Annotated in this window: 21 protein-coding genes; 5 read left to right on the top strand and 16 right to left on the bottom strand. The window is 64.5% G+C overall.

Annotation, left to right across the window (positions count from 1 at the left end):
• Positions 1 to 12 precede the first annotated feature (12 nt).
• Entirely contained in the window at positions 13 to 1,668 is a 1,656-nt protein-coding gene (locus R2676_RS17405) for an OFA family MFS transporter (RefSeq protein ID WP_206274458.1), read from the bottom strand.
• 342 nt (positions 1,669 to 2,010) lie between these two features.
• Between R2676_RS17405 and R2676_RS17400 the strand changes: the two genes are divergently transcribed.
• Positions 2,011 to 3,393, top strand: coding sequence for an APC family permease (locus R2676_RS17400; RefSeq protein WP_206274457.1), 1,383 nt, complete (start codon positions 2,011 to 2,013; stop codon positions 3,391 to 3,393).
• Here the strand turns inward: R2676_RS17400 and R2676_RS17395 are convergent.
• The 5 genes from R2676_RS17395 to R2676_RS17375 form a co-directional block, all read right to left on the bottom strand.
• Positions 3,376 to 3,789 (bottom strand): Hpt domain-containing protein, encoded by a 414-nt coding sequence (locus R2676_RS17395; protein ID WP_316857505.1) that lies wholly within the window; start codon positions 3,787 to 3,789, stop codon positions 3,376 to 3,378. The genes R2676_RS17400 and R2676_RS17395 overlap by 18 nt on opposite strands.
• Positions 3,790 to 3,942: 153 nt before the next feature.
• Entirely contained in the window at positions 3,943 to 7,038 is a 3,096-nt protein-coding gene (locus R2676_RS17390) for an efflux RND transporter permease subunit (RefSeq protein WP_206274456.1), read from the bottom strand.
• Between the two features lie 2 nt (positions 7,039 to 7,040).
• Positions 7,041 to 8,189, bottom strand: coding sequence for an efflux RND transporter periplasmic adaptor subunit (locus R2676_RS17385; RefSeq protein WP_206274455.1), 1,149 nt, complete (start codon positions 8,187 to 8,189; stop codon positions 7,041 to 7,043).
• 4 nt (positions 8,190 to 8,193) lie between these two features.
• A complete protein-coding gene (locus R2676_RS17380) occupies positions 8,194 to 9,564 on the bottom strand; it encodes a TolC family protein (protein ID WP_410482503.1) in 1,371 nt (456 codons plus the stop codon).
• 157 nt (positions 9,565 to 9,721) lie between these two features.
• Positions 9,722 to 10,123, bottom strand: coding sequence for a MerR family transcriptional regulator (locus R2676_RS17375; protein WP_206274454.1), 402 nt, complete (start codon positions 10,121 to 10,123; stop codon positions 9,722 to 9,724).
• Between the two features lie 97 nt (positions 10,124 to 10,220).
• Here R2676_RS17375 and R2676_RS17370 point away from each other — a divergent pair, with 97 nt between their 5' ends.
• Entirely contained in the window at positions 10,221 to 10,643 is a 423-nt protein-coding gene (locus R2676_RS17370) for a hypothetical protein (RefSeq protein WP_206274453.1), read from the top strand.
• Between the two features lie 13 nt (positions 10,644 to 10,656).
• Here R2676_RS17370 and R2676_RS17365 read toward each other — a convergent pair whose 3' ends face one another.
• The 8 genes from R2676_RS17365 to R2676_RS17330 form a co-directional block, all read right to left on the bottom strand.
• Positions 10,657 to 11,073 (bottom strand): BON domain-containing protein, encoded by a 417-nt coding sequence (locus R2676_RS17365; protein ID WP_206274452.1) that lies wholly within the window; start codon positions 11,071 to 11,073, stop codon positions 10,657 to 10,659.
• A 61-nt stretch (positions 11,074 to 11,134) separates the two neighbouring features.
• Positions 11,135 to 11,605, bottom strand: a complete 471-nt coding sequence (locus tag R2676_RS17360) for a DoxX family protein (protein ID WP_206274451.1) — start codon at positions 11,603 to 11,605, stop codon at positions 11,135 to 11,137.
• Positions 11,602 to 12,360: an HvfC/BufC family peptide modification chaperone gene (locus R2676_RS17355; RefSeq protein WP_206274450.1), complete on the bottom strand. Its 759-nt coding sequence runs from the start codon at positions 12,358 to 12,360 to the stop codon at positions 11,602 to 11,604. The genes R2676_RS17360 and R2676_RS17355 overlap by 4 nt, the downstream gene beginning before the upstream one ends.
• On the bottom strand, positions 12,347 to 13,216 hold the full coding sequence (gene bufB, locus R2676_RS17350; protein ID WP_206274449.1) for an MNIO family bufferin maturase: 870 nt from the start codon (positions 13,214 to 13,216) through the stop codon (positions 12,347 to 12,349). The genes R2676_RS17355 and bufB overlap by 14 nt, the downstream gene beginning before the upstream one ends.
• Before the next feature lie 22 nt (positions 13,217 to 13,238).
• Complete coding sequence (locus R2676_RS17345; RefSeq protein WP_063394404.1) at positions 13,239 to 13,505, bottom strand: BufA1 family periplasmic bufferin-type metallophore; 267 nt, start codon at positions 13,503 to 13,505, stop codon at positions 13,239 to 13,241.
• Positions 13,506 to 13,746: 241 nt separating this feature from the next.
• Positions 13,747 to 14,277 (bottom strand): DNA-binding protein, encoded by a 531-nt coding sequence (locus tag R2676_RS17340; protein ID WP_206274448.1) that lies wholly within the window; start codon positions 14,275 to 14,277, stop codon positions 13,747 to 13,749.
• Between the two features lie 122 nt (positions 14,278 to 14,399).
• Positions 14,400 to 14,669, bottom strand: a complete 270-nt coding sequence (locus tag R2676_RS17335; protein ID WP_027679008.1) for an H-NS family nucleoid-associated regulatory protein — start codon at positions 14,667 to 14,669, stop codon at positions 14,400 to 14,402.
• A gap of 156 nt (positions 14,670 to 14,825) precedes the next feature.
• Positions 14,826 to 15,728: a DMT family transporter gene (locus tag R2676_RS17330; protein WP_206274447.1), complete on the bottom strand. Its 903-nt coding sequence runs from the start codon at positions 15,726 to 15,728 to the stop codon at positions 14,826 to 14,828.
• A gap of 134 nt (positions 15,729 to 15,862) precedes the next feature.
• On the opposite strand from R2676_RS17330, the gene R2676_RS17325 reads away from it, so the two are divergent.
• Positions 15,863 to 16,315: an Lrp/AsnC family transcriptional regulator gene (locus tag R2676_RS17325; protein WP_102066335.1), complete on the top strand. Its 453-nt coding sequence runs from the start codon at positions 15,863 to 15,865 to the stop codon at positions 16,313 to 16,315.
• Positions 16,316 to 16,326: 11 nt separating this feature from the next.
• Here the strand turns inward: R2676_RS17325 and R2676_RS17320 are convergent, their stop codons facing one another.
• Positions 16,327 to 17,505 carry a cystathionine beta-lyase gene (locus R2676_RS17320; protein WP_316887268.1) on the bottom strand — a complete coding sequence of 393 codons (1,179 nt, stop codon included), beginning with the start codon at positions 17,503 to 17,505 and terminating at the stop codon, positions 16,327 to 16,329.
• A gap of 110 nt (positions 17,506 to 17,615) precedes the next feature.
• Here R2676_RS17320 and R2676_RS17315 point away from each other — a divergent pair, with 110 nt between their 5' ends.
• Positions 17,616 to 18,092, top strand: a complete 477-nt coding sequence (locus R2676_RS17315) for an Lrp/AsnC family transcriptional regulator (RefSeq protein ID WP_206274445.1) — start codon at positions 17,616 to 17,618, stop codon at positions 18,090 to 18,092.
• Between the two features lie 144 nt (positions 18,093 to 18,236).
• The gene (gene ggt / locus R2676_RS17310; RefSeq protein ID WP_206274444.1) at positions 18,237 to 19,967 is read left to right on the top strand and encodes a gamma-glutamyltransferase; all 1,731 of its coding nucleotides are present in this window, start codon (positions 18,237 to 18,239) and stop codon (positions 19,965 to 19,967) included.
• A gap of 79 nt (positions 19,968 to 20,046) precedes the next feature.
• Here ggt and R2676_RS17305 read toward each other — a convergent pair whose 3' ends face one another.
• Complete coding sequence (locus R2676_RS17305) at positions 20,047 to 21,120, bottom strand: 4-hydroxyphenylpyruvate dioxygenase family protein (RefSeq protein ID WP_206274443.1); 1,074 nt, start codon at positions 21,118 to 21,120, stop codon at positions 20,047 to 20,049.
• Positions 21,121 to 21,138: the final 18 nt, after the last annotated feature.

The following is a 21,138-nucleotide window of genomic DNA, read 5'->3' as shown; positions in this document are numbered from 1 at the left end:
TTAAATCACGTATTAGGAGAACAGAACGGCAGCTTTTTGGAGTGTAATCCAAACCCCCCAGCCCAACGGCAGCCCCACCGCGGCCCAGGCCAGCACCACGGCCACGGCCGAACCCGGATGCGCCTTCCATTCCAGCGACGTTTCCGGCGCAGCCACCGACGGCGTCGGGCTCTTGCTTGCCGCAGCGTGACGCTGCTCGTCGAGTTGCATTTCGGTCATGAAGTGCTTCGCGTTGACGGGGCGCACCAGCAGGTTGCAGATGAAGCCGAGGATCAGCAGACCGGCCAGGATCATCATCGTGATGTCGTAGACGGCTGCGCGTTCCACGCCATGGGCGATCTGGTATTCGCGCAGGTAGTTGACCAGCACGGGGCCCAGGATGCCGGCCGTCGACCACGCCGTGAGCAGGCGGCCGTGGATGGCGCCCACCATCTGCGTGCCGAACATGTCGGCCAGATAGGCCGGCACGGTCGCAAAACCGCCGCCGTACATCGACAGGATCACGCAGAAGGCCAGTGCGAACAGCGCGATATTGCCGGTGTGCGAAGTCCACGGAATCGATGCGTACAGCACGAAGCCGAGCACGAAGAAGATCGCGTACGTCATCTTGCGGCCCAGGCGATCCGACAGCGAAGCCCAGAAGAAACGGCCGCCAATGTTGAACAGGCTCAGCAGACCCGTGAAGCCCGCAGCGATGGCCGCGATCTGGCCTTTTTGCGCGGCAGTCAGGTCCATGAACGACGTCGTCACGCCCAGCAGCTTTCCACCGAAGACTTCCTGCAGCAGCGGTGAGGCCATGCCCAACACGCCAATACCGGCCGATACGTTCAGGCACAGCACGGCCCAGATCAGCCAGAACTGCGGCGTCTTCAGGGCTTCATTTGCGTGGACGTGGCGTTGCGTGACCATCGTGTCTTTCGCCTTGGCGGGCGAGGGCGTCCAGCCGGCCGGCTTCCAGCCCGTGGGCGGCACGCGGTAACCGAGCGCGCCGGCCATCATGAAGACGAAGTAGATGCCCGCCAGCACGATAAACGTTTGCGACACACCCACAGATTCGGGCGTCGCAAACAGCTTCATCAGGCGATCAGCCAGCGGGGCGCCGATCATTGCGCCGCCACCGAAGCCCATGATGGCCATGCCGGTGGCCATGCCACGCTTGTCCGGGAACCACTTGATGAGCGTCGACACGGGCGAGATGTAGCCCAGCCCCAGGCCGATCCCGCCAATCACGCCCGACCCCACCCACAGCAGCCACAGCTGGTGCATCTGGATGCCGAGCGCGGAAATCAGCAGTCCGCCGCACCAGCACACGGCCGAGACGACGCCGGCCTTGCGGGGGCCAACGCGCTCAAGCCAGCCGCCCCACATGGCAGCGGATGCGCCCAGGAACACGAAGAACAGCGTAAACATCCAGCCAAGGCTGGAGACGCGCCAGTCGCAGGTGGTGGTGAACAGCTCGGCGATCAGCGAGACGTCGGCGCCGCAGGTGAGCGGCTTCGTGATGCCCAGCGCGCGGCCAAGCGGCAGCCAGAAGACCGAGAAACCGTAGGCCATGCCGATGCACAAATGGATGGCCAGCGCGGCAGGCGGAACCAGCCAGCGGTTGAAGCCAACCGCGGCGACGGTGCGCTCGCGTGAAAAAAATGGATGCAGGACTGCTTCGGACATCGAATCCCCCCGGATAAGTTGAGCCCGTGTTGTGACGTGTGTGGTGAAACGGTGCGGCCGCGCCGGTCATGGCCGGTGCGTGCCAGCCGGCTGCGGTGGGACTGCGCCGACGTTGCCCGCGAAAGATAGTGGGGCAGCGTGTTCTAGATCAATAGTTGTAGGCACCCGTTGTATTGCGAATTACGCAACTTACAACCGAATTGCTTAATTTATGTGAACAAAAACATAAACAAATCGCGTCCGGGATCGCGGCCATTGGTGTTCCGATTCCGAGCGCCAATACTGGATTGACGAGATCCGGGCGCGCGCCATGTCGGCGGCAGGCAATCGTGGAGGTGGCGGATGGCAGTCGATACGCAACTTGAGGCCCATGCGCTGGGCGTGAGCGAATCCGTCGTCATGGGCGTGGCGGGCACCGCGCCTGCGTTCAGCATTGCCGCCACCACGGCCACGCTGATCGGCGCGGTCGGGGCCCTTACGCCGGCCAGTCTCCTGTATTGCGGACTGATCATGTTTGGCGTGACGTTTGCCTATCTGCATCTGAACCGCGTCAACCCGCATGCCGGTGCGGCGTATGCCTGGGTGGGCGCCATCTTCAATCGCACATTGGGGTTCTTTGCCGGGTGGGCACTGCTGGTGGCGTCGGGCGTGTTCATGGTGTCCGGCACGATTCCAGCCGCAACGGCCACGCTCACACTGGTGGCCCCGTCGCAGGCTGCGCAGCCCGCCGTGGTGGCGCTGGTGGCAGCGGCGTGGCTGCTGGTGGTGACCGCCGTCATCATCAAGGGCATCAAGCTGACGAGCTATTCGCAGATCGCCATGACGGTGACAGAGACGCTCATCCTCGTCTGTCTGATCGTGCTGGCGGTGGTGAAATTCGGCGCGCATCCGGCACATGCGCTGTCGTGGGCGTTGCTGTCACCCGCGGCCTTTACACCCCAGCTGTTTGCGACCGGTGCGCTGACCGCGCTGTTCTTTTTCTGGGGCTGGGACGTGACGGTCAACCTGACGGAAGAAACGCGCGACGCCAATCGCGCGCCCGGCCGTGGCGCGTTATGGGCCATGGTGATCGTGTTGGCGCTGTTCATGGGTTTTGGTGCCGTGATTCTGCTCGTGCTGAGCGATGCGGAGATCGACCAATCCAGCACCAACGTCGTCTTTGCCGTGGCTGACAAGCTGCTGCCGCGTCCGTGGAGCTACGTGGCCGTGGTGGCCGTCATGCTGAGCACGGTCGGCACCCTCGAGACTTCCATCCTGCAATTCACGCGCACGCTGTATGCCAAGGGCCGCGACGGCATGTTGCATGCGCGCTATGCCACGCTGCACCCGACCTGGCGCACGCCATGGGTGGCCACCCTCGTGATTGCCGTGATCGGGTTGGTGCTGCTGTTTGGTGCGTCGTTTTTCCCAAGCATCAACGCCATCATCAAGGATTCGGTCAATGCGATCGGGTTTCAGGTGGCGTTCTACTACGGGCTGGCGGGCTTCGCCTGCGCGTGGCACTACCGGCGCGAAGCGCTGCGCTCGGTATTCAATGCGGTGTTTCTGGTCGGCTGGCCGTTGGGCAGCGCGTTGTTCTTGTGGTTGATCGCGGCCTACAGCGTACCGACGTTCGATCTGACGACAAATCTGGTCGGCCTGGGCGGCATCGCCGTGGGCGTGGTGCCGCTGCTGTTCAACCGAAGGACTGCGCAACGTGGAGCGCGGTTAGCCCGTCACCGATGAGGCCGGCCACCGGCAACTGCTCGCGCGCTGGCGAAATTCATCGGCCAGCGTGCGGAGGCGGGCGAGAGCGGTTTGCATGTCCGCCGCGCGCTCGGGATAGGGGCCCACGCTCTGTGCGGTGCGCTCGATGCTGCGGGCAGCATCACCAATCTGCTGATGGCCGAGCATGCGCGCGGAGCCGACGATGCGGTGTGCCGCTTCAACGATCTGCGCGTCGTCCCCGCCGCGGAGCGCGTTCTCCAGGTTGGCGAGATCCTGTTCCATCGTCTCGGAAAACAGATCGACGATAAAACGCCATTGCTGGAGATCGGTGCCAAAGAGGTCGATGAGCGTGGCGACGACCTGCGGCGGGAACTGTGCGGTAATGCTGGCGTCGACGTTGGGCGTGGTCTGCATGGTGGCGGTGCGGCGATGAAGTCAGAGATGCACTCTGCACGTGAGGCGCGCGCGCAACCATGAGATTGGTCCGATTTCTGATGCCGATTCAAAGCGAAACGGGCGCACCGCTGGTGAAGCGATGCGCCCGTTTTGCTTGGGGATGAGCGTGCCTTAAGGCAGCATGGCGGCCGTCGGGCTGACGTCCGAATCGCGCGACGGCGGCCGGCGGTTTCGGTGCGCCCAGGTGAACACCACCGGCAGCACCAGCAGCGTGAGGATCGTCGTCGTGACCATGCCGCCAACGATGACGAGCGCCAGCGGGCGCTGCGCTTCCGAGCCGATGCTGTGCGAGAGCGCCGCCGGCAACAGGCCGAGGCCGGCCAGCATGGCGGTCATGATCACCGGGCGCAGACGCAGCGCGGCACCGTCGACGGTGGCTTCTCGCACGTTTTCCGATTGCGACAGGCGGTTGACGTACGAGATCAGAATCACCCCGTCCTGGATGGCGATGCCGAACAGCGACAGGAAGCCGATCCCCGCCGAGATCGACAGCGTCTCGTTGGCCAGGTGCAGCGCGAGCAGCCCGCCGATCGCCGCAAACGGCACATTCAGCACCACCATCAGCGCATCCTTGAAATTGCCGAACGTGCTGTAGAGGAGCAGGAAGATCACCAGGATGGTCAACGGTACGATCACCATCAGCTTGCTCTGCGCGACCTTCATCTCGTTGAACTGGCCGTCCCACTTGACGGTGTAGCCCTCGGGCAGCTTTACGCTGTTGCCCACCACACGCTGTGCCTCGTCCACGGCACCGCCCAGGTCACGGCCGCGCACGCCAAACTTGATGGCGATGTAGCGCTTGCCTTCCTCGCGGTAGATAAAGAACGGGCCGTCCGTCAGTTCCACCTTGGCGATCATCGACAGCGGAATGTGCTGGCCGTCGGGCGTATCGATCAGCAGTTCGCGGATGGCGTCGTAAGACGCACGTGCCTGCTGATTCAGGCGCACCGCCAGGCCGAACGACTTTTCGCCCTCCAGGATCTGCGTGACCGGTGCGCCGCCGATGGCGTATTGCACAAGGTTCTGCACGTCGCTCACGTTGATGTTGAAGCGCGCAGCCGCCTGGCGGTCGATCGAAACGTTCAGCGTCGGCTGGCCCAGCTCGCGGAAGATGCCCACGTCCACCAGGCCTGAGACCTTCTTGAGCTGCGCCTGGATTTCGTTGGCCTTGGCTTCGAGCATGTTGAGGTCGTTGCCGAACAGCTTGACCGAGTTTTCACCCTTCACGCCCGAAAGCGCTTCATCCACGTTGTCCTGGATGTACTGCGAGAAGTTGTATTCGATGCCTGGAATCTTCTCCAGATGCTTGGACAGGCGCTCGACGAGTTGCCCCTTCGTCATGCCGGCAGGCCACTGGTCGGGCGGTGCGAAATACAGACCGTATTCCTGGTTGAACACGCCCGTGGAATCGGTGCCGTCGTCGGGGCGGCCGATCTGCACCGAAACCTGCTTGATTTCCGGCTGCTTGACGAAGTACGCGCGCAGGTCGGTCGCCACGGACGCCGAGTAATCGAGGTCGACCGTATTGGGCAGCGTAATGCGCAGCCACAGGTTGTTTTCTTCCAGCGTCGGGAGGAACTCCGTGCCGAGGAACGTGGCGCTATACAGCGTCAGCAACAGTGCCGTGATGGCCGTGGCAAAGACGGCCATCGGCCGGGCGATCAGCTTGCGCAGCAGGGGCTTGTACCAGCGCAGGATCGCCGTGATGAACGCCGGCGAGTGCGGATGCAGCGTCTTGCCGAAGACGAACGACGTGGTGGCCGGCACGAACGTCAGGCTCAGCACGATCGACGCCATCAGCGCAAAGCCCATCGTGAACGCCATCGGCTTGAAGATGATGCCTTCCACGCCGCCGATGAAGAACAGCGGCGAATACGCCACGATGATGATGCCGGTGGAAAAGATCATCGCGCGCTGCACTTCGCTGGTCGCCTTGACGATGGCGTCATCCAGCTTCTCGGCACCTTCTTCGAGGTGCCGCATGATGTTTTCCATCACGATCACGGCCGCATCGACGATCACCCCAAAGTCGATCGCTCCGAGCGAGATCAAATTGGCCGGCACATGGAAGTGCTCCATGCTGATGAACGACACGCACAGCGCCAGCGGAATCACCGCCGCCACCACGGCCGCCGCCCGGAAGTTGCCCAGGAAGACGAACAGCACGGCGAGCACCAGCGAGATCCCGACCACCAGCGTGTGTTCCACGGTGCCCATGGTGATGTCGAGCAGCACCTGGCGGTCATAGAACGGCTTGATCTGAATGCTTTTGGGCAGGACGCCGTTGTTCAGCTCCGCCACCTTCTCGCGCACCTTGGCCAGCACCTCGGTGGCGTTGGCGTCGCGCTTGAGCAGCACGATGCCTTCCACCACGTCGGGCTGATCGTTGTATTGCACCTGGCCCAGACGCTGCACGTTGCCGACCTCCACTTCGGCAATATCGCGCACGCGCACCGGCACGCCGTTGTTGGCAGCCACAACCACGTTGCGGATGTCGTCCACCGTCTGCAGCAGGCCGACGCCGCGCACGACGAACTGCTGCTCGCCGTCGCGCAGCAGATTGCCGCCCGTGTTGTTGTTGGCGTTGCCGATGGCCGTGATGAGCTGCGACAGCGTGATGCCGTACGACTGCAGCTTCGCGGGCGACGGCACGATGTGATACTCCTTCACCTTGCCACCGAAGGAGCTGACATCGGCCACGCCCTGCACGTGCTTGAGCCCCTTGGAGATGTCGTAGTCCTGGTAGCTCTTGAGCGTGGTGAGATCGACGCCATCGCCCACGAGGCGGAAGCGCATGATTTCACCGGTCGCGTCCGAGTCGGGGCTCAGCGACGGCTGCACGCCCGTCGGCAGGTTCGCACTCGCCAGATACTGCGAAAAATTCTGCCGCGCCTTGAAGCTATCGGTGCCTTCCTTGAACTTGAGCGTCACCACCGACAGCCCGAACAGCGATACCGAGCGGAACGACTGCACGTCCGGCACGCCGGCCAGCGCGTTTTCGATTGGGATGGTGATCTGCTGTTCGACTTCGGTCGTGCTGCGGCCGGGCCATTGCGTGATGGCCTGCACTGACAGCGGCGCCACGCCCGGATACGCCTGCAGCGGCAGTTCGCGGAAGGACAGCACGCCGGCCACCAGCAACGCGATCGCCAGGAAGACGATCAGCAGCCGCCGCTTGAGAATGCCCGCGATGGGGTTGAAGCCCATGCCTACGCTCCTGCCTTGACGATCATCTCGTTGAGCAGCGCGGCGCCGCGCACCACCACCTGCGACGAAGCCTCAAGCCCGGCCGTCACGGCAAAGTTGCCGTCGGTGCCGGTGTCCTTGCCGTGCACTTCCACGCGCTTGAAGTGCGTGGCATCGCTCTGGACGATCACGAAGTAGCTGCCATGGTCTTTCACCAGGGCAGACTTCGGCACCACCGTGGCCTGGCCGCTTCCGGTCTGGATGCGCGCCGTGGCGTACATCTCGGGGCGCAGCAGGCCGTCGGTGTTGGGCACGTCGCAGCGCACTGTCAACGTGTGCGTGGCCGGGTCGATGTTCGGGGCGATGAAGCTCACGCGGCCTGTGAACTCGCGGTCCGGATAGGCCGACGTGTGCAGCGAGATCGGCTGGCCGATGCGCACGCTGGCAATGTCGTTCTCATACACATTGCCCGTGAACCACAGCACGCGCGTATCGACGATGCTCATGAACGAATCGCCCACGTTCAGGAAGGCGCCCGGATCCATGTTGCGCTTGACGATCGTGCCCGAGATGGGCGCGCGCAGCGTCAGGTGTTCAGCGGGGGTGCCGCGCTTGGCAATCTGCGCGACATCGGCATCGGACATGCCCAGCACGTGCAGGCGGCCCGCGGCGGACTGCACCGTGGCGTCGGCATCGTCCTGCAGATCCTTCATGTTGGAACCCTTGAGCTGGCGCGCCGTGTTCAGCGCCAGCAGGTATTCCTTCTGCGCGGAGATGAAATCCGGTGCGTACAGCTGGGCAATCGGCTGGCCCTCGCGCACCTGCGCACCTTCGAACAGGAGGATCTGGTCCAGCCGCCCGCCCACGCGCGCCGACGCCAGCTTGGTGCGTTCGGCGTTGTAGGCGAGCTTGCCCGGCGTGGACAGTTCCACCGGCACGGAAAGTTGACCGACCTGCGCGACCTTCACCTGCTGCGGGTCGAAGCCGCCGGCCGGAATTTCAACGGAGTCGGGTTTCGGACGCGATGCGGCAGCCGGCGCAGAGGCCGGACCTGCTGCGGGTTTCGCGGTCTCGGGCGGCACGGCGGCAGGCCACTTGCGTCCGACCACCACGCCCACGGCGAGGGCCGCGGCCAGGGCGATCACAGCAACAACGGGAGAGAACTTCTTCATGATGTTATTGAGCTTGAACCGGCGAGCGGCCGGTGGCCGCGAGCAGCGCGTGATAGGCCTGCAAGGCCGTGGCCTGCGCCTGCGCGACAGCCAGTTCGGCGTTCTTGAGCGCGCCCTGGGCAGTGAGCAGGTCGTTGAAATCGGCGTTGTTGCTGGCGTAGTTGGTCATCGTGACGCGATACGCCGCCAGCGCCTGCGGCAGTTGCCGCTGCTTGTTGAAGTCGAGCTGCGCAAGCGTCTGGCGCAGCGTGTTGTAAGCGGTATCGACGGCCAATAACGTCTGCTGGCGCACCGACACGTCATTCGCCTCGGTGGCAATCTGGCTTTCCACCGCCTGGTTCACGCCGTACTTTTCCTTGGTCAGGAACCAGAATGGAATGATCACGTCCAGCTCGATCTGGTAGCTGTTCGGGCGCACGCCATATGGCGGGTTGTCGGTGGTGACGGTGGCGATGACCTGGAAGTCGGGCAGATAGGCCTTGCGCGCCAGCGTCACGCTTTTGCGCGCGGCGTCCATCAGCTCGGCCGATGCCTTGATCGACGGGTGCTCGCGCAGCGCCTGGTTTTCCAGCTCGGGCAGCGGTTCCTCCGGCAGATGCACGGACTCGTCGTCAGCGCGCAGAACGAGCGGGAAGCTCGGCTCCTTGCCGATGAGCGTGTTCAGTGTCTGCAGCGTGCTGTCGTACTGGCGTTGCGCGGCAAACAGGTCATTCTGCGCGCTGCTTTGCATGACCTGCGCGTTGAGAAAGTCGGCGTAGGCGGCGGCGTTGTTGGCGTAGCGCACCCGCGTGATCTGCTTGACCTGCTCCAGGCGCGTGATGGTCAGCTTCTGTACGTCGATCTGCTTCTGCAGCGCGATCGCCTGGTAGTACGTGGTGGAAAGCTGCGCGTAGAGCTGCAGGTACAGCGCATCGTTTTGCGCGTTCAGCGATTCCGCCTGGCGATCGGCAATCTCGGCGGCCAGCGCTTTCTTGCCCGGAAACGGGATCTGCTGCGTCAGGTTGTACTGGCTGCCGCCTGCGCGGTTGACCGCCAGCGGAAATCCCTTGGGGATGTTGTTCCAGATGTAGCCGAGCTGCGGGTTGTTGGGCGAAGCAAGCTGCGGCGGGATCGACTTGGCCGACAGATAGTTATGGCGGCCCTGGATCAATTGCGGGTTGTTGCCTTTCAGCTCCTGCAACAGTTCGACCAGGTTGAAGCCGGCGCCAGTCACGCCCGGCACGGAAGGCTTGATCGGCGGCATGGTGGCGACCGGCATGCTGGCCGCGGCCGGCGCCGATGCCGGCGTGGCTGCCCAGGCAGCAGCAAATGGCAGGCAGGCCACCGCGCACAGCACGGCCCTCGCCGGTGAATGGAACGCACCCCGATATTTCACTGCAGCAGACTCCCCTTGAGACGGGAGCGTTTTTACCGACGCGAACTTTCAAGCGCCTTTCACGACTCAGCAAGCTGTCAGGGAACGGGGAAAACGCGAAAACCCCGGCCTGCAGCGCCAGTCTGCGACAGTTATATGACAAGACATGACGATCGTCTCAGGCCGGTGCAAGCGGACATGCCATGCCGACACGCGTAGCAAGTGCGTCTCGCATGGCCTGCAGGCTGGCGATGCGCGCGTCGATCGTGGCCAGTTTCTCGCGCAGCAACGCGGTGACGGCGGCATCGGTGTCGGGTTGCAGCCACACCTGGGCCATGCCTTCTTTGATTTCCGCCAGTGTGAAACCGAGCTGCTGGGCCGTACGGATGTATTGCACGAGTTCCACGATTTCCCGCGGGTAGGCGCGGTAGCCGTTGCTGCGGCGCCGCGCTCGGATCAGCCCGCGTGCCTCGTAAAAGCGCAGGCCATCCCGTGAAACGCCGGTGGCGGCAGCCAGTTCGCCGATGGACAGATCGCACGTATGCGCATCGGAAACGGGGGCGGGGAGAGCAGCAGGCATGGTGGTTTGGAACGCGGGATACGGTCGGGGCTTGACCTTGGAGCGTACACCAAGCTTTACCGTGGCGGCTCCTTCACTTCACATTTGGAGTTTCACCATGGTTTCCGAGTCGACCTTCCTGCGCATTGTGCGGGCCAGCGCCTGGTATGACCTGATCGTGACCGCGCCGTTTGCCACGCCGTGGACGTTCGCGCTGTTGCATCAGGCACTGAGCGCCTTGGCGCACGCGCTGGGCATCGGCGGCTTGCCGGCTTTTGAGCCGACGCATCTGCTGATGGCCAATCTGATGGGATCGGTAGTGTGCGTGTGGTCGGTGCTGCGTATCCGACAGACGAGTGTGGCGCTTGGCCGGTACGACGCCGTGGCGCGCTGGTTGTTTGCGGCGTGGCAGGCATACGCGCTGGCATCGGGCGCTACGCTGCTGGTGGTTCCGTTCCTGATCGCGGAGATTGGCTTCGGGCTGCTGCAATCGCTGCCCGTGGGCCGCATGCCCGGGCGAGCAGGCGCGCGGGCGGCGTAACCGCTTGCGTGGTTTAGCGCGCGGCCGGGGCGCTGGCGGGTGCCTCGGGCGGCAAGCCGGCCGGGATGTACGGGCCGCCGCCCAGCACCTGCATGCGCGACAGCACGCGCAGCTGGTTGTCGAGCTTGGCCGCGTCAACAAAGCGTTTGACGTCGTCGCCGGCGCGCCGAGCCATCTCCGGCGTATCGACCCAGCCTGTCAGCGTGACCTTGCCGTCGGGGGTGGAGCGGATGCGGATCTGGCGTGTGCTGAGCGCGGTGTCCTGATCCAGCGCCGCCTTGACCTGGTACGAGAGCAGCGAATCGTCGAGCATGTGCGCGCCGGTGCTGTTCGGGCTATCGCCCCACGCGCAAGCCGTAAGCAATGCTGCGGCGCCAATTGCGGCCAACACACCGGCCGAGGCTGCGACGGACAACTGAGGAAAGCGCATCGATGCTCCTGAAGAGAGGGCGACAAGCCGACATCATAAGCCCGCCGCCCACCGAATCTGCTTAACGCGTGCGGCGCTGCCAGAGCGTCTGCGCCGCCAGCCAACCCGGTCCCACTGTTGCCACGAGCGCAATCAGCACGCCCCACACAAAATGGAATTCGATGGCCGAGCCCGACAGATTGGCCCAGTACGACACCGCGGCCACCACGTTGACGAAGAACAGCCCGGCAGCCGCCAGCCGCGGCACGATGCCGGCCAGCATCAGAGAAGGGAGCACCAGTTCGCCGAACGTGCCGAGCCCTGCTGCCAGTGCGGGCGGCAACAGCGGCACTTTGTATTCCTCGGTGAAGAGCAGCACGGTCGTGTCCCAGTCGTGCAGCTTGGTCAGGCCGGAGCGGAAGAACACGTAGAAGAGATACGCCCGGGCGATCAACAGGATGACCGAACACAGCGTGCTTTGCGGACCGGCAAGCCGATCGAACGACGCGCGCAGGCGCGTAAGCGGGGCAAACGTCGTGGTGAGGGTGTTCATGGCGTGTCTCCAGTAGACGAGGGTGTTGGGCAGGCAGACAGTGCGAGCAGCCCCGAGCGATAGAGGCCGGACAGGCATGCAGTCAGATCAAAATCCGGCCGCTCGGCCAGGGTGGTTTCGAGCGCGGCCTGAAGCGAGGTTCCAGCTTCGCAAGCGGCGAGGAACGTGGCGGTCGGGGGATCGAGATCGAACACGGCAACGCGATGCCCGCGCACGGCAATCGCGGCGGCTTCGCCGACGCCCAGGTCGATTGCATCGAGCGCGAGGGTTTCGCCCGGCTGGTGCGCGCGCCAGATCGACACCACCGGCCACCGCGACGCCACCCATTGCGCACCCTCCACCAGCCCCGCGCGGATGGTGTCCGCAGGCTGCGCGAGCAGCGTGGCGTCCGCCGCTTCAATGTGCGCGTCCGGGGCGTAATGCGCCCAATGCACGCACCATTCCAGGCGTGCGACATCGGCCAGATAGGGCACGCTGTGTGCCAACGGCGATTGCGCAATGACGGCCGGCAGCGCATTCCCGTAGCGATGCAGGTTCGGTGATGTGGAGGCCTGCACGGCAAGCGTGTCGCGCACGAGTGCATCAAAGCAGTCCTCGCCGACGAGCGCGCGGCAGACGGGGTAGGCCCCCGCCAGCGCGTTGCGCAGAATGGCCAGACGCGCGTTCCGGTAGATGGCGATGCCGCGTGTTTCTGCGTCGCTTACGGAATGCGTCAGTGCGCCGATGAGGTGCGCTTCCCAGTCAGGCAGTCGCATGGCGCGGCTCCTGCATGACGGCGTTGGCGTGGCGATCGAGCGTCGCCTGGGCGCGTGCCACTTCGCCGAGCAACATCTCCACGGGCGGCAGTTCAGCGTCCCATTCGATCAGCGTCGGGCGCGGGCCGTGCTTGGCAATCCACGCGTCGTACAACGCCCAGACGGGCGCATGGACGGGCGCGCTGTGCGTGTCGATCAGCATGCCGTCTTCCACACTGAAGCCCGCCAGGTGAATCTCGCCGACCAGCGTTGGGTCGATATCGGCGAGCACCGATTCGACGGTCACGCCGTGGTTGACGCTGTTGACGTACAGATTGTTCAGGTCCAGCAAGATGCCGCAGCCCGTGCGCCGGGCGAGGGCGGTCAGGAATGCACCTTCGGAGACGGCGTCGTCGGCATCGACCAGCGTGCGGCAGTCGATGTACGCGGCAATGTTCTCGATCAGCAGCGGCCGCTTGAGGATGTCCTGTGCGCGCATGACGTTGGCGCAGACGATCTCGAGCGATTCGCGGGAATAGGGCAGGGGCAGCAGGTCGTGGACGACCTGTGCGCCGCTGCGGTTGAAGCACAGGTGCTCGGAAATCGCGGCAGGCGCAACGGCGTCCGCCAGGGCAGCGATGGCGCGAACGTGTTCGACGTCCAGCCCATCTGCGTTGCCGAGCCCCATGCCCACGCCGTGCAGGCTCACCGGCTGGTGCTCTCGCGCGGCCAGCAGCGCTGCGCGTGCGGGGCCGCCATACAGATAGTTCTCGCTGTGCACTTCCGCCCAGGGGAAGCGGGCTTCTCCGTGCAGCAGGGCGGGAAAGTGCGGCGCGCGCAGGCCCGCGCCGGCGCAGGTTGGCAGGGCAGTCTGCATGGCGGTCACCCGGCGTCGCGCGTTACTTCGACGGAGCCTGCATCGTGCCGCCCATCTGCGCGCAGGTGCCGGCCGGCACGTACTTCCACGACATCGGGTCTTTATCGATCTTCGACTGGCCTGCGCAGGCGTGGGCGCTGCCGGGGCTGGCGCAATCGTTCTGGCCGGCCTTGGCGACGCCGTAGCACTTTTCCTTGCCGGCAGCGTCGGCGGCCTGCACCGGCGTCGACAGTGCGCCCAGCGCGAGCAGGCTACCCAGGGCGGCGGCGATCATGGCGTGTTGTTTCATTTGTGTTCTCCTTGATTGAACAGGTGTCGTTGAACGGCTGGCAGGGCGAAATCCCTCGCCGTACGGTGCACTGCGGCATCGCGCAGATGTGTTCCGTGCACCTTCGTCGGCGCATGACAGCGTTCCTGACACGGAGAACAGAAATTTTTTTGAGTTTTTTTTGAGGGAGGGAAAAGGCGAGGCAAACCGCCAAGAAAAAAGGCGACCCCAACGGGCCGCCTTCAGGCTGGACAGGAAAAATTTACCGGGCGTGCGCAGCGCGCGTGCGTGCCGCCTTCTTTGCGGCAGCGGATCGGCCGGCTGCGCCCTTGGTGGCGGCGCCCTTCTTGGCCGCCGCCGAGCGCTCGCTGCTCGACCGCTTCGAAGCCGCGCTATGCGCCTGCTTGGACAACGACGACTTGGATGCCGCCGAATGGCCTTCCTTCTTCAGCGTGCGTGTCGTGGTCTTGCTGCGCTTGGCCGTGGATTCCTTGCTAGCACTGGCGTGGCTACTCTTCTTGCCGCCAGTCTTGCTGCCGGCCTTGACGTCGTGTTCCGCCTTCTTGCGGGTGGCGGCTGACGCCTTGCCTTCCCCGGGCGGCTTGACGGCAACGCCAGAGCGGCGTGCCTTGGACAGTCCAATCGCGATGGCTTGCTTGGTGTTTTTCGCACCGTGCTTGCCTTCGCGGATGTGATCCATCTCTTCCTTCACGAAGTTGCCTGCCTGCGTCGAGGCGGCCTTGCCGTGGCGCTTGTCGGCGCGCGTACGTTCTACGGTCTTGCGTTCCGGCATGATGACGTCCTCCGTTGGGTTGGAGCGCCGGCCGGCTATGCAGTGGAACAACTTCCAGATCAGCGAACCGGCAGCGCTTACGCCAACAACCACGCAACCGGCGTACCTGCGCTGTCTGGGTGTCAGCCCACGCGGAAATGCTCGATGCTCTGTCCGGCGTTGACGGCGCGTTGCAGCCAGTCCGGCATGTCGCCCGAGCCGTCCCAGTGCTGGCCGTCTGCGCTCATGTAGACGGGGCCGATGGGCGCAGGCGGTGCGGGCGGCGGCGGTGGCGCGTCAAAGCAGCCATGCGCCTGCAGGTCTTCGACAGACAGGCCATACATCTGCATCTGTTCCAGGATCCAGGCGATCGCGGTGTCGCGACCCGGCTCCGGCGGGTGACCTTCCTTCATCTTGTACGTATCTTTGGGGTTTCTGTCCGCTGGCTGCCAAAGGGAGAGAGAGGCAGGCGCAGGGCGCGCCGGGCGCCAGCGGAAAACGCACAAGAATAACAGCAGTTGGCCTGCCCATTCGTGTTGCCGGTGTGGCGGCCTATTGCGCGTATTGCGTTATTTGGAAACGACGGATTCGCTCCGCGCGCGCAGCCACCGATATGGCGACCACCCCAGATTCATGCCGGCCGCCGCCAGCAGGATCGCCACCGCGCCCAGAAATTGCGCCAGTTGCAATCGATGTCCGAACGCAACAATGTCCACGGCGATCGCAACGATCGGATAAATGAACGACAGCGACCCCGTCAGATGCGTCGGCAGCCGCTGGATGGCGCCATAGAGCAGGATGTACATCAACCCGGTGTGCACCACGCCCACCGTGACCAGCATCACCCACGCATGGGCATCGGCTGGCGGATGCGACAGGTTGGCCAGCGGCGCCAGCATCAGCACGCCGACGCACACTTGGATGAGCGCGATCAGATGCGGCGGCGTTCCGGCCAGCTTCTTGATCAGCAGCGCGGCCACCGCGTAGGCAAACGCCGCGCCCAGCGCCATCGCAATGCCCGTCAGGTAATCGGTCCCAGCGCTGGCGGCAGGGCCCACCTGCACGATCAGCACCACGCCGATGAAGGCGAGGGCCAGCCATGTGAGCTTGGTCGCCGTCAGCTTTTCCGACAAGAACAGCGCGCCCAGCCCGACCAGCATGAAAGGCTGCGTGTTGTAGACCGCCGTGGCAATCGAGATGGACGCGCGCGGATACGCTGCAAACAACAGGAGCCAGTTGATGACGAGGGCCACGCCGCCCAGCGCGGCAATGCCGGCGCGCCGCCACGTGATCGCGCCACGCAGGAGCCCCAGCCCTGCGCATACCACCAGCAGCGTCAGCGCCCCGAATACGCAGCGCCAGAACACAACGTCGGCCACAGGCTGGCCGGAGCGGACGACAAACCAGCCGATTGTCCCGGAGATGATCATGGCGGCGGTCATCTCGACCGTGCCGCGCGTCTTATCGTTCATGCGAACCACCTTGAGCGTTGGATGCAAGAAGGATCGCACGCGGATGGCCTGACTTCCATTGCTTTTCTAAGGCAAAATTCACGTTGCTTCTCATGAAATAAGGCAAAACGCCAGAACGGACCACGGAAGAAAAAATGAACGCGATTGACGCCCTGGACCAACGCATTCTTGACGTCCTGCTGACCGATTCCCGCATCTCGCTCAAGCAGCTGGCCGAGCAGGTGGGGCTGTCGTCCCCGAGCGTGTCGGAGCGCCTGCGCCGGCTGGAAGAGCGCGGCGTGATCCGCAATTACACCGTCGACATCGACCCGGCGGCGCTGGGCTACACGCTGCAGGCCATCGTGCGCGTGCGGCCCATGCCGGGCAAGCTGCATATCGTGCAGCAGCTGATCGAAGAGATTCCGGAGATCGGCGAATGCGACAAGGTCACCGGCGAGGATTGCTTCATCGCCCGCCTGTATGTGCGCTCGATCGATCAGCTCGATGAGATTCTCGATCGCGTGGCCTATCACGCCGAAACCAATACCGCCATCGTCAAGGCGCAAACGGTGAAGCGGCGCGCGCCGCCGTTTGCCCCCGCTGACTGACGTGCCGGCCGTTATGCGGCGACAGCGGGCTCCTGGATGGCTGCAAGAGCCATGGCCTGTCGCAGATCGGCAATCAGGTCTTCCGGTGCCTCCAGCCCGACATTGAGCCGCACCAGACGGCCGCGGTAGTGGCGATTCGGCCGCGCCAGATCCGGATAAGGCATCACCAGGCTGCTCGTGCCGCCCCAGCTCATGCCGATCCGGAACATGCGCAGCGCATCGATGAACGCGTTGACCTGCTCGGCCGAGACGCTTTCCTGGAATACCACCGAAAACACGCTCGTTGCGCCGGTAAAGTCGCGCTTCCAGAGTTCATGGCCCGGGCATGACGGCAGCGCCGGATGCAGCACGGTGGCAATGCAATCCTGCAGATGGAGCCAGCGCGCCACCGCCAGCGTGGAGGCTTGCAGGCGCTCCAGCCGCAGCCCCAGCGTTTGCAGGCCACGCAGCGCGAGGCTGCAATCGTCGGGCGAGGCGCCCATGCCCAGGTCGGCAAACGCGCTGCCCACGCGCTCGAACATCGCTTCGGAGTTGACTGAGACCGAACCGAGCAACAGGTCGCTGTGGCCGCCCACGTACTTTGTCAGCGCCTGCATGCTGATATCCACGCCGTGCGCGAAGGCATCGAAATACACGCCCGCCGCATAGGTGTTGTCGAGCGCCACCGGCACGCCGCGCGCGTGCGCCGCGGCCACGATGGCCGGCACGTCCTGGATTTCCATCGTGACCGAGCCGGGGCTTTCAGTCCACACCAGCGCGGTATTTGGGCGGATGCGCCCGGCGATGCCCGCGCCGATGAGCGGGTCGTAGGTTTCGACTTCGACGCCCATGCGTTTGAGCAGGCCCTCGGCCATGCTCCGATTGGGCCCGTACGCGCTGAACGGCACCAGCGCGTGGCTGCCCGCACCGCAGCAGGCCAGGTAGACCAGCGCGATGGCAGCCTGCCCGCCGGGGACGATAAAGCTGTGGCGTGCACGCTCCAGTTGCGCAATCCGCGCGCCGAGTTCGATGGCGGTCGGCGTGCCGTACAGACCGTAGGTATAGCCGTGCTGCGCATGGCGCCAGTTGTCCACCACCTGCGCCGCGTTGTCGAACAGCACGTTTGAACCGCGGTAGACGGGTGTCACCAATGAACGAAAGCCGCCAGGGGCGAGTGTTTCCGGGCTGACGAGCTGGGATTGCCAATGCATTGGATGGCCTCTGCGAACGAAATGATGACGAAATCCTATGTCACGTCGGCAGAGCAATTTCCGCTATTCTGCCCAGCCAGACGCAAAAATTTCTCGCCCAAAGCCCGGCCATGGCCCCTCAGAAATCGCTCGAACTCGACGCCTTCGACATCGCCATCCTCAATGCTGTGCAGCGGTGTTACACCACGCCGCTGCGCGTGATCGGGGAGGAGGTCAATCTATCGACCGCCGGCGTGCAGCGGCGCATCAAGCGGATGGAGGAGGCGGGCATCATCGTCGGCAACGTGGCGGTGGTCGACCCCGAGCGGGTGGGCAAACCCATCACCGTGATCGTTGAGGTGCATGCCGAGCGCACCAATACCGCGGCGATGGCTGCGCTCAAGAAGGCGCTCTCAGGCCCCGAGGTCCAGCAGTGCTATTACGTGACGGGCGAAGCCGATTTCGTCCTCATCCTGAACGTGGCCACGATGACGGAATACGAAGCCCTCGCGCGACGCCTGTTCGACGACAACGACAACATCAAGTGGTACCACACGGCCGTGGTGCTCAATCGGGTGAAGGTCGGGCTCGAAGTGCCGCTGCGCTAGCGACGCGTGCCGTTCCACCGCCTGCGCAATGCGTCAATACGGGGATGAGGCTATAGTGCCGCAGCGCTGTGCCTGATAAGGTTCGCGCGCCATAACACGTACGCTGGCACGACCGGCGTCCATGAAGGTACCAAAGGAGCTCCTATGCAGAATCCCAGAACAGGCATGCGGTGGATCGCCGCCGCAATCGCATCGATCAGCATCACGACCGTCGCACATGCGGCGTCCGTCGCCCCCGTGGCCGCAGAGAACGGCATGGTCGTCTCGGCACAGCACCTGGCCAGCAAGGTTGGCGTGGAAGTGCTCAAGCGCGGCGGTAACGCGGTCGACGCTGCCGTGGCCGTGGGCTACGCCCTGGCGGTGGTCTATCCGGCTGCCGGCAACCTCGGTGGCGGCGGTTTCATGACCATCCAGCTGGCCGACGGCCGCAAGACCTTCCTCGACTTCCGTGAAGTCGCCCCGAAGGCCGCCACCGCCAACATGTACCTGGACAAGGACGGCAACGTCATCAAGGGCGCGTCCACCAAAGGCCATCTGGCCGTGGGCGTGCCGGGCACCGTGTCCGGCATGGAATACGCCCGCCAGAAGTACGGCACCATGCAACGCGCTGCACTGATCGCGCCGTCCATCGCGCTGGCCGAGAAGGGTTTCACCCTCGATCAGGGCGACGTCGACATGCTGCACACGTCCACCAAGGACTTCCAGGAAGACGCCGCATCGGGCGCGATCTTCCTGAACAAGGGCCAGCCGTTCCAGGTGGGCGAGAAGCTCGTCCAGCGCGACCTGGCCAAGACGCTGCGCGAGATCAGCAACAAGGGCACCGACGGCTTCTACAAGGGCTGGGTCGGAGAGGCCATTGCTGCATCGAGCAAGGCGGGCGGTGGCTTGATCACGCAAGAAGACCTGGCCAGCTACAAGACGCGCGAACTGGCGCCGGTCGAGTGCGACTACCGCGGCTACCACGTGGTGTCGGCACCGCCCCCGAGTTCGGGCGGCGTGATCATCTGCGAAATGCTCAATATCCTGGAAGGCTATCCGCTCAAGGACCTGGGCTGGCATTCCGCGCAGGCGACGCATTACCAGATCGAAGCCATGCGCCACGCCTATGTGGACCGCAACAGCTACCTGGGCGACCCGGACTTCGTGAAGAACCCGCTGGACCGTCTGCTGAGCAAGGACTACGCGGCCAAGATCCGTGCCGTGATCGACCCGAAGAAGGCGGGCGTGTCGAAGGACATCAAGCCGGGCGTCGAGCCGCATGAAGGCAGCAACACGACGCACTACTCGATTGCCGACAAGTACGGCAACGCGGTGTCGGTCACGTACACGCTCAACGACTGGTTTGGTGCGAAGGTCACGGCTGCCAAGACGGGCGTGATCCTGAACGACGAGATGGACGACTTCACTGCCAAGGTCGGCGTGCCGAACCTGTACGGCCTGGTGCAGGGTGAAGCCAACTCGATCGCCCCGGGCAAGCGTCCGCTGTCGTCGATGAGCCCGACCATCGTCACCAAGGACGGCAAGCCCGTCATGGTGGTGGGCACGCCGGGCGGCAGCCGCATCATCACGGCCGTCATGCTGACCATGATCAACGCGATCGACTACGGCATGAACGTGCAGGAAGCCGTCGACATGCCGCGCTTCCATCAGCAATGGCTGCCGGATGTGACCAACGTCGAGCCATATGCCCTGTCGGACGATACGCGCAAGATCCTGACGTCGATGGGTCACAACCTGGGTGCGCCCCAGCCGGCCAACCATCTGGCGGCGATCATCGTCGGTGCGCCGTCGCTGGGCGGCAAGCCGGTCGGCAACAACCGCTTCTATGGCGCGAATGACCCGCGTCGCAACACGGGGCTGGCAGCCGGCTATTGATCGGCATTGCAGCACCCGCAGTACGAAAAAAAGCCCGCCGAAACTTGGCGGGCTTTTTGTTTGCGACGTTTCCCCGGGGTCAGGCCGCCGCAGTCAACACCGGCAGATTGCCCTCGCCAAAGCCGTGGTGTCCGCGGCGCTGCACGATCTCGAAGAAGATCTCGCCCGGATGGCGCTTGATGAAGGTCTGCAGGAACAGTTTGGGCACGCCGTCGACGATCTCGCCGTCGACCAGGATGCCGTATCGGCGCAAGGCGTCCAGATCCAGTCCATGGCCGGGCAGTCGCGTGTCGACGGTGTCGTAGTAGTGCGCGGGTGGCTCGACGAAGGTGAGGCCGTTGGCGGCCAGCGCGGTTGCTGTGCGCAGGATGTCGTCAGTGGCCAGCGCGATATGCTGCACACCTTCGCCGGGGTGGTCGGGCAGGTAGGCGTGCATGAGGTGCGCGCGGTGCGTGCCTTCCTCATAGAGCGGGATGCGGATCATGCCGCACGACGACACCATCACGCGGGAATCGGCCGCGACGTGCCAGTTGGCATGCAGTTCGTGGATTTCGCTGAAGCCGAGCTGGTTGCGATAGAAATCGATCCAATCCTGCAGGCGGCCGGGGCCAACGGTTTGCGTCAGGTGGTCGACGCGGGCCAGTCCAACGCCGGCGTGGTGCCAGTCCTCATGCGCAGTCGCAGTGTCCAGCGGCCGGAAGTCGATGTCGTAGATGGAGATGTCCCCCAGGCCGCCCCGGGCACCGTGCTTGCCGCGCCAGCGGTCCACAAAGTGCAGGTGCGTATCGCCCACGCCCTGGATGGCCGGAATCACGAGTTCGCTCGGGCCGATCGGCTCTGCCTCTGCCGGCCACGCGCCCAGTTCAACCGCGCGGTCGTAGGCGTGCTGGGCATTGTCGACGCGGATACCGATGGCGCAGATGCCCACGCCATATTCCTCGGCCCAGCGGTGTGCGAAAGAATCGGCTTCGGCGTTGACGAGGAAGTTCATGTCGCCTTGCCGGTACAGCGTGACGTCCTTGCTCACATGCCGCGCGATGGCCTTGAAGCCGAGCGATGCGAACACCTGGCCGAGCGCGGCCGGTGTTTGCGTAGCGAATTCGATGAACTCCAAGCCGGCGGTCTTGAATGGCAGGTCGGCGTTGCGGCTCATGGTGAAACTCCTGTGGCT

The sequence above is a fragment of the Ralstonia flatus genome (assembly GCF_958439105.1).
Taxonomy (GTDB): Bacteria; Pseudomonadota; Gammaproteobacteria; order Burkholderiales; family Burkholderiaceae; genus Ralstonia; species Ralstonia flatus.
This window is presented reverse-complemented; position numbering and strand designations above follow the sequence as displayed.

Bases quoted from the DNA above. Each gene is read 5' to 3' on its own strand.
- R2676_RS17390 (WP_206274456.1), bottom strand. From the start codon at position 7,038: ATGGGCTTCAACCCCATCGCGGGCATTCTCAAGCGGCGGCTGCTGATC.
- R2676_RS17365 (WP_206274452.1), bottom strand. From the start codon at position 11,073: ATGCGCTTTCCTCAGTTGTCCGTCGCAGCCTCGGCCGGTGTGTTGGCC.
- R2676_RS17315 (WP_206274445.1), top strand. From the start codon at position 17,616: ATGGCCCCTCAGAAATCGCTCGAACTCGACGCCTTCGACATCGCCATC.
- R2676_RS17395 (WP_316857505.1), bottom strand. From the start codon at position 3,789: ATGCAGACCACGCCCAACGTCGACGCCAGCATTACCGCACAGTTCCCG.
- R2676_RS17345 (WP_063394404.1), bottom strand. From the start codon at position 13,505: ATGAAACAACACGCCATGATCGCCGCCGCCCTGGGTAGCCTGCTCGCG.
- R2676_RS17305 (WP_206274443.1), bottom strand. From the start codon at position 21,120: ATGAGCCGCAACGCCGACCTGCCATTCAAGACCGCCGGCTTGGAGTTC.
- R2676_RS17375 (WP_206274454.1), bottom strand. From the start codon at position 10,123: ATGCCTGCTGCTCTCCCCGCCCCCGTTTCCGATGCGCATACGTGCGAT.
- R2676_RS17340 (WP_206274448.1), bottom strand. From the start codon at position 14,277: ATGCCGGAACGCAAGACCGTAGAACGTACGCGCGCCGACAAGCGCCAC.
- R2676_RS17325 (WP_102066335.1), top strand. From the start codon at position 15,863: ATGAACGCGATTGACGCCCTGGACCAACGCATTCTTGACGTCCTGCTG.
- R2676_RS17370 (WP_206274453.1), top strand. From the start codon at position 10,221: ATGGTTTCCGAGTCGACCTTCCTGCGCATTGTGCGGGCCAGCGCCTGG.
- R2676_RS17385 (WP_206274455.1), bottom strand. From the start codon at position 8,189: ATGAAGAAGTTCTCTCCCGTTGTTGCTGTGATCGCCCTGGCCGCGGCC.
- R2676_RS17330 (WP_206274447.1), bottom strand. From the start codon at position 15,728: ATGAACGATAAGACGCGCGGCACGGTCGAGATGACCGCCGCCATGATC.
- R2676_RS17335 (WP_027679008.1), bottom strand. From the start codon at position 14,669: ATGAAGGAAGGTCACCCGCCGGAGCCGGGTCGCGACACCGCGATCGCC.
- R2676_RS17355 (WP_206274450.1), bottom strand. From the start codon at position 12,360: ATGCGACTGCCTGACTGGGAAGCGCACCTCATCGGCGCACTGACGCAT.
- bufB (WP_206274449.1), bottom strand. From the start codon at position 13,216: ATGCAGACTGCCCTGCCAACCTGCGCCGGCGCGGGCCTGCGCGCGCCG.
- R2676_RS17360 (WP_206274451.1), bottom strand. From the start codon at position 11,605: ATGAACACCCTCACCACGACGTTTGCCCCGCTTACGCGCCTGCGCGCG.
- ggt (WP_206274444.1), top strand. From the start codon at position 18,237: ATGCAGAATCCCAGAACAGGCATGCGGTGGATCGCCGCCGCAATCGCA.
- R2676_RS17405 (WP_206274458.1), bottom strand. From the start codon at position 1,668: ATGTCCGAAGCAGTCCTGCATCCATTTTTTTCACGCGAGCGCACCGTC.
- R2676_RS17320 (WP_316887268.1), bottom strand. From the start codon at position 17,505: ATGCATTGGCAATCCCAGCTCGTCAGCCCGGAAACACTCGCCCCTGGC.
- R2676_RS17400 (WP_206274457.1), top strand. From the start codon at position 2,011: ATGGCAGTCGATACGCAACTTGAGGCCCATGCGCTGGGCGTGAGCGAA.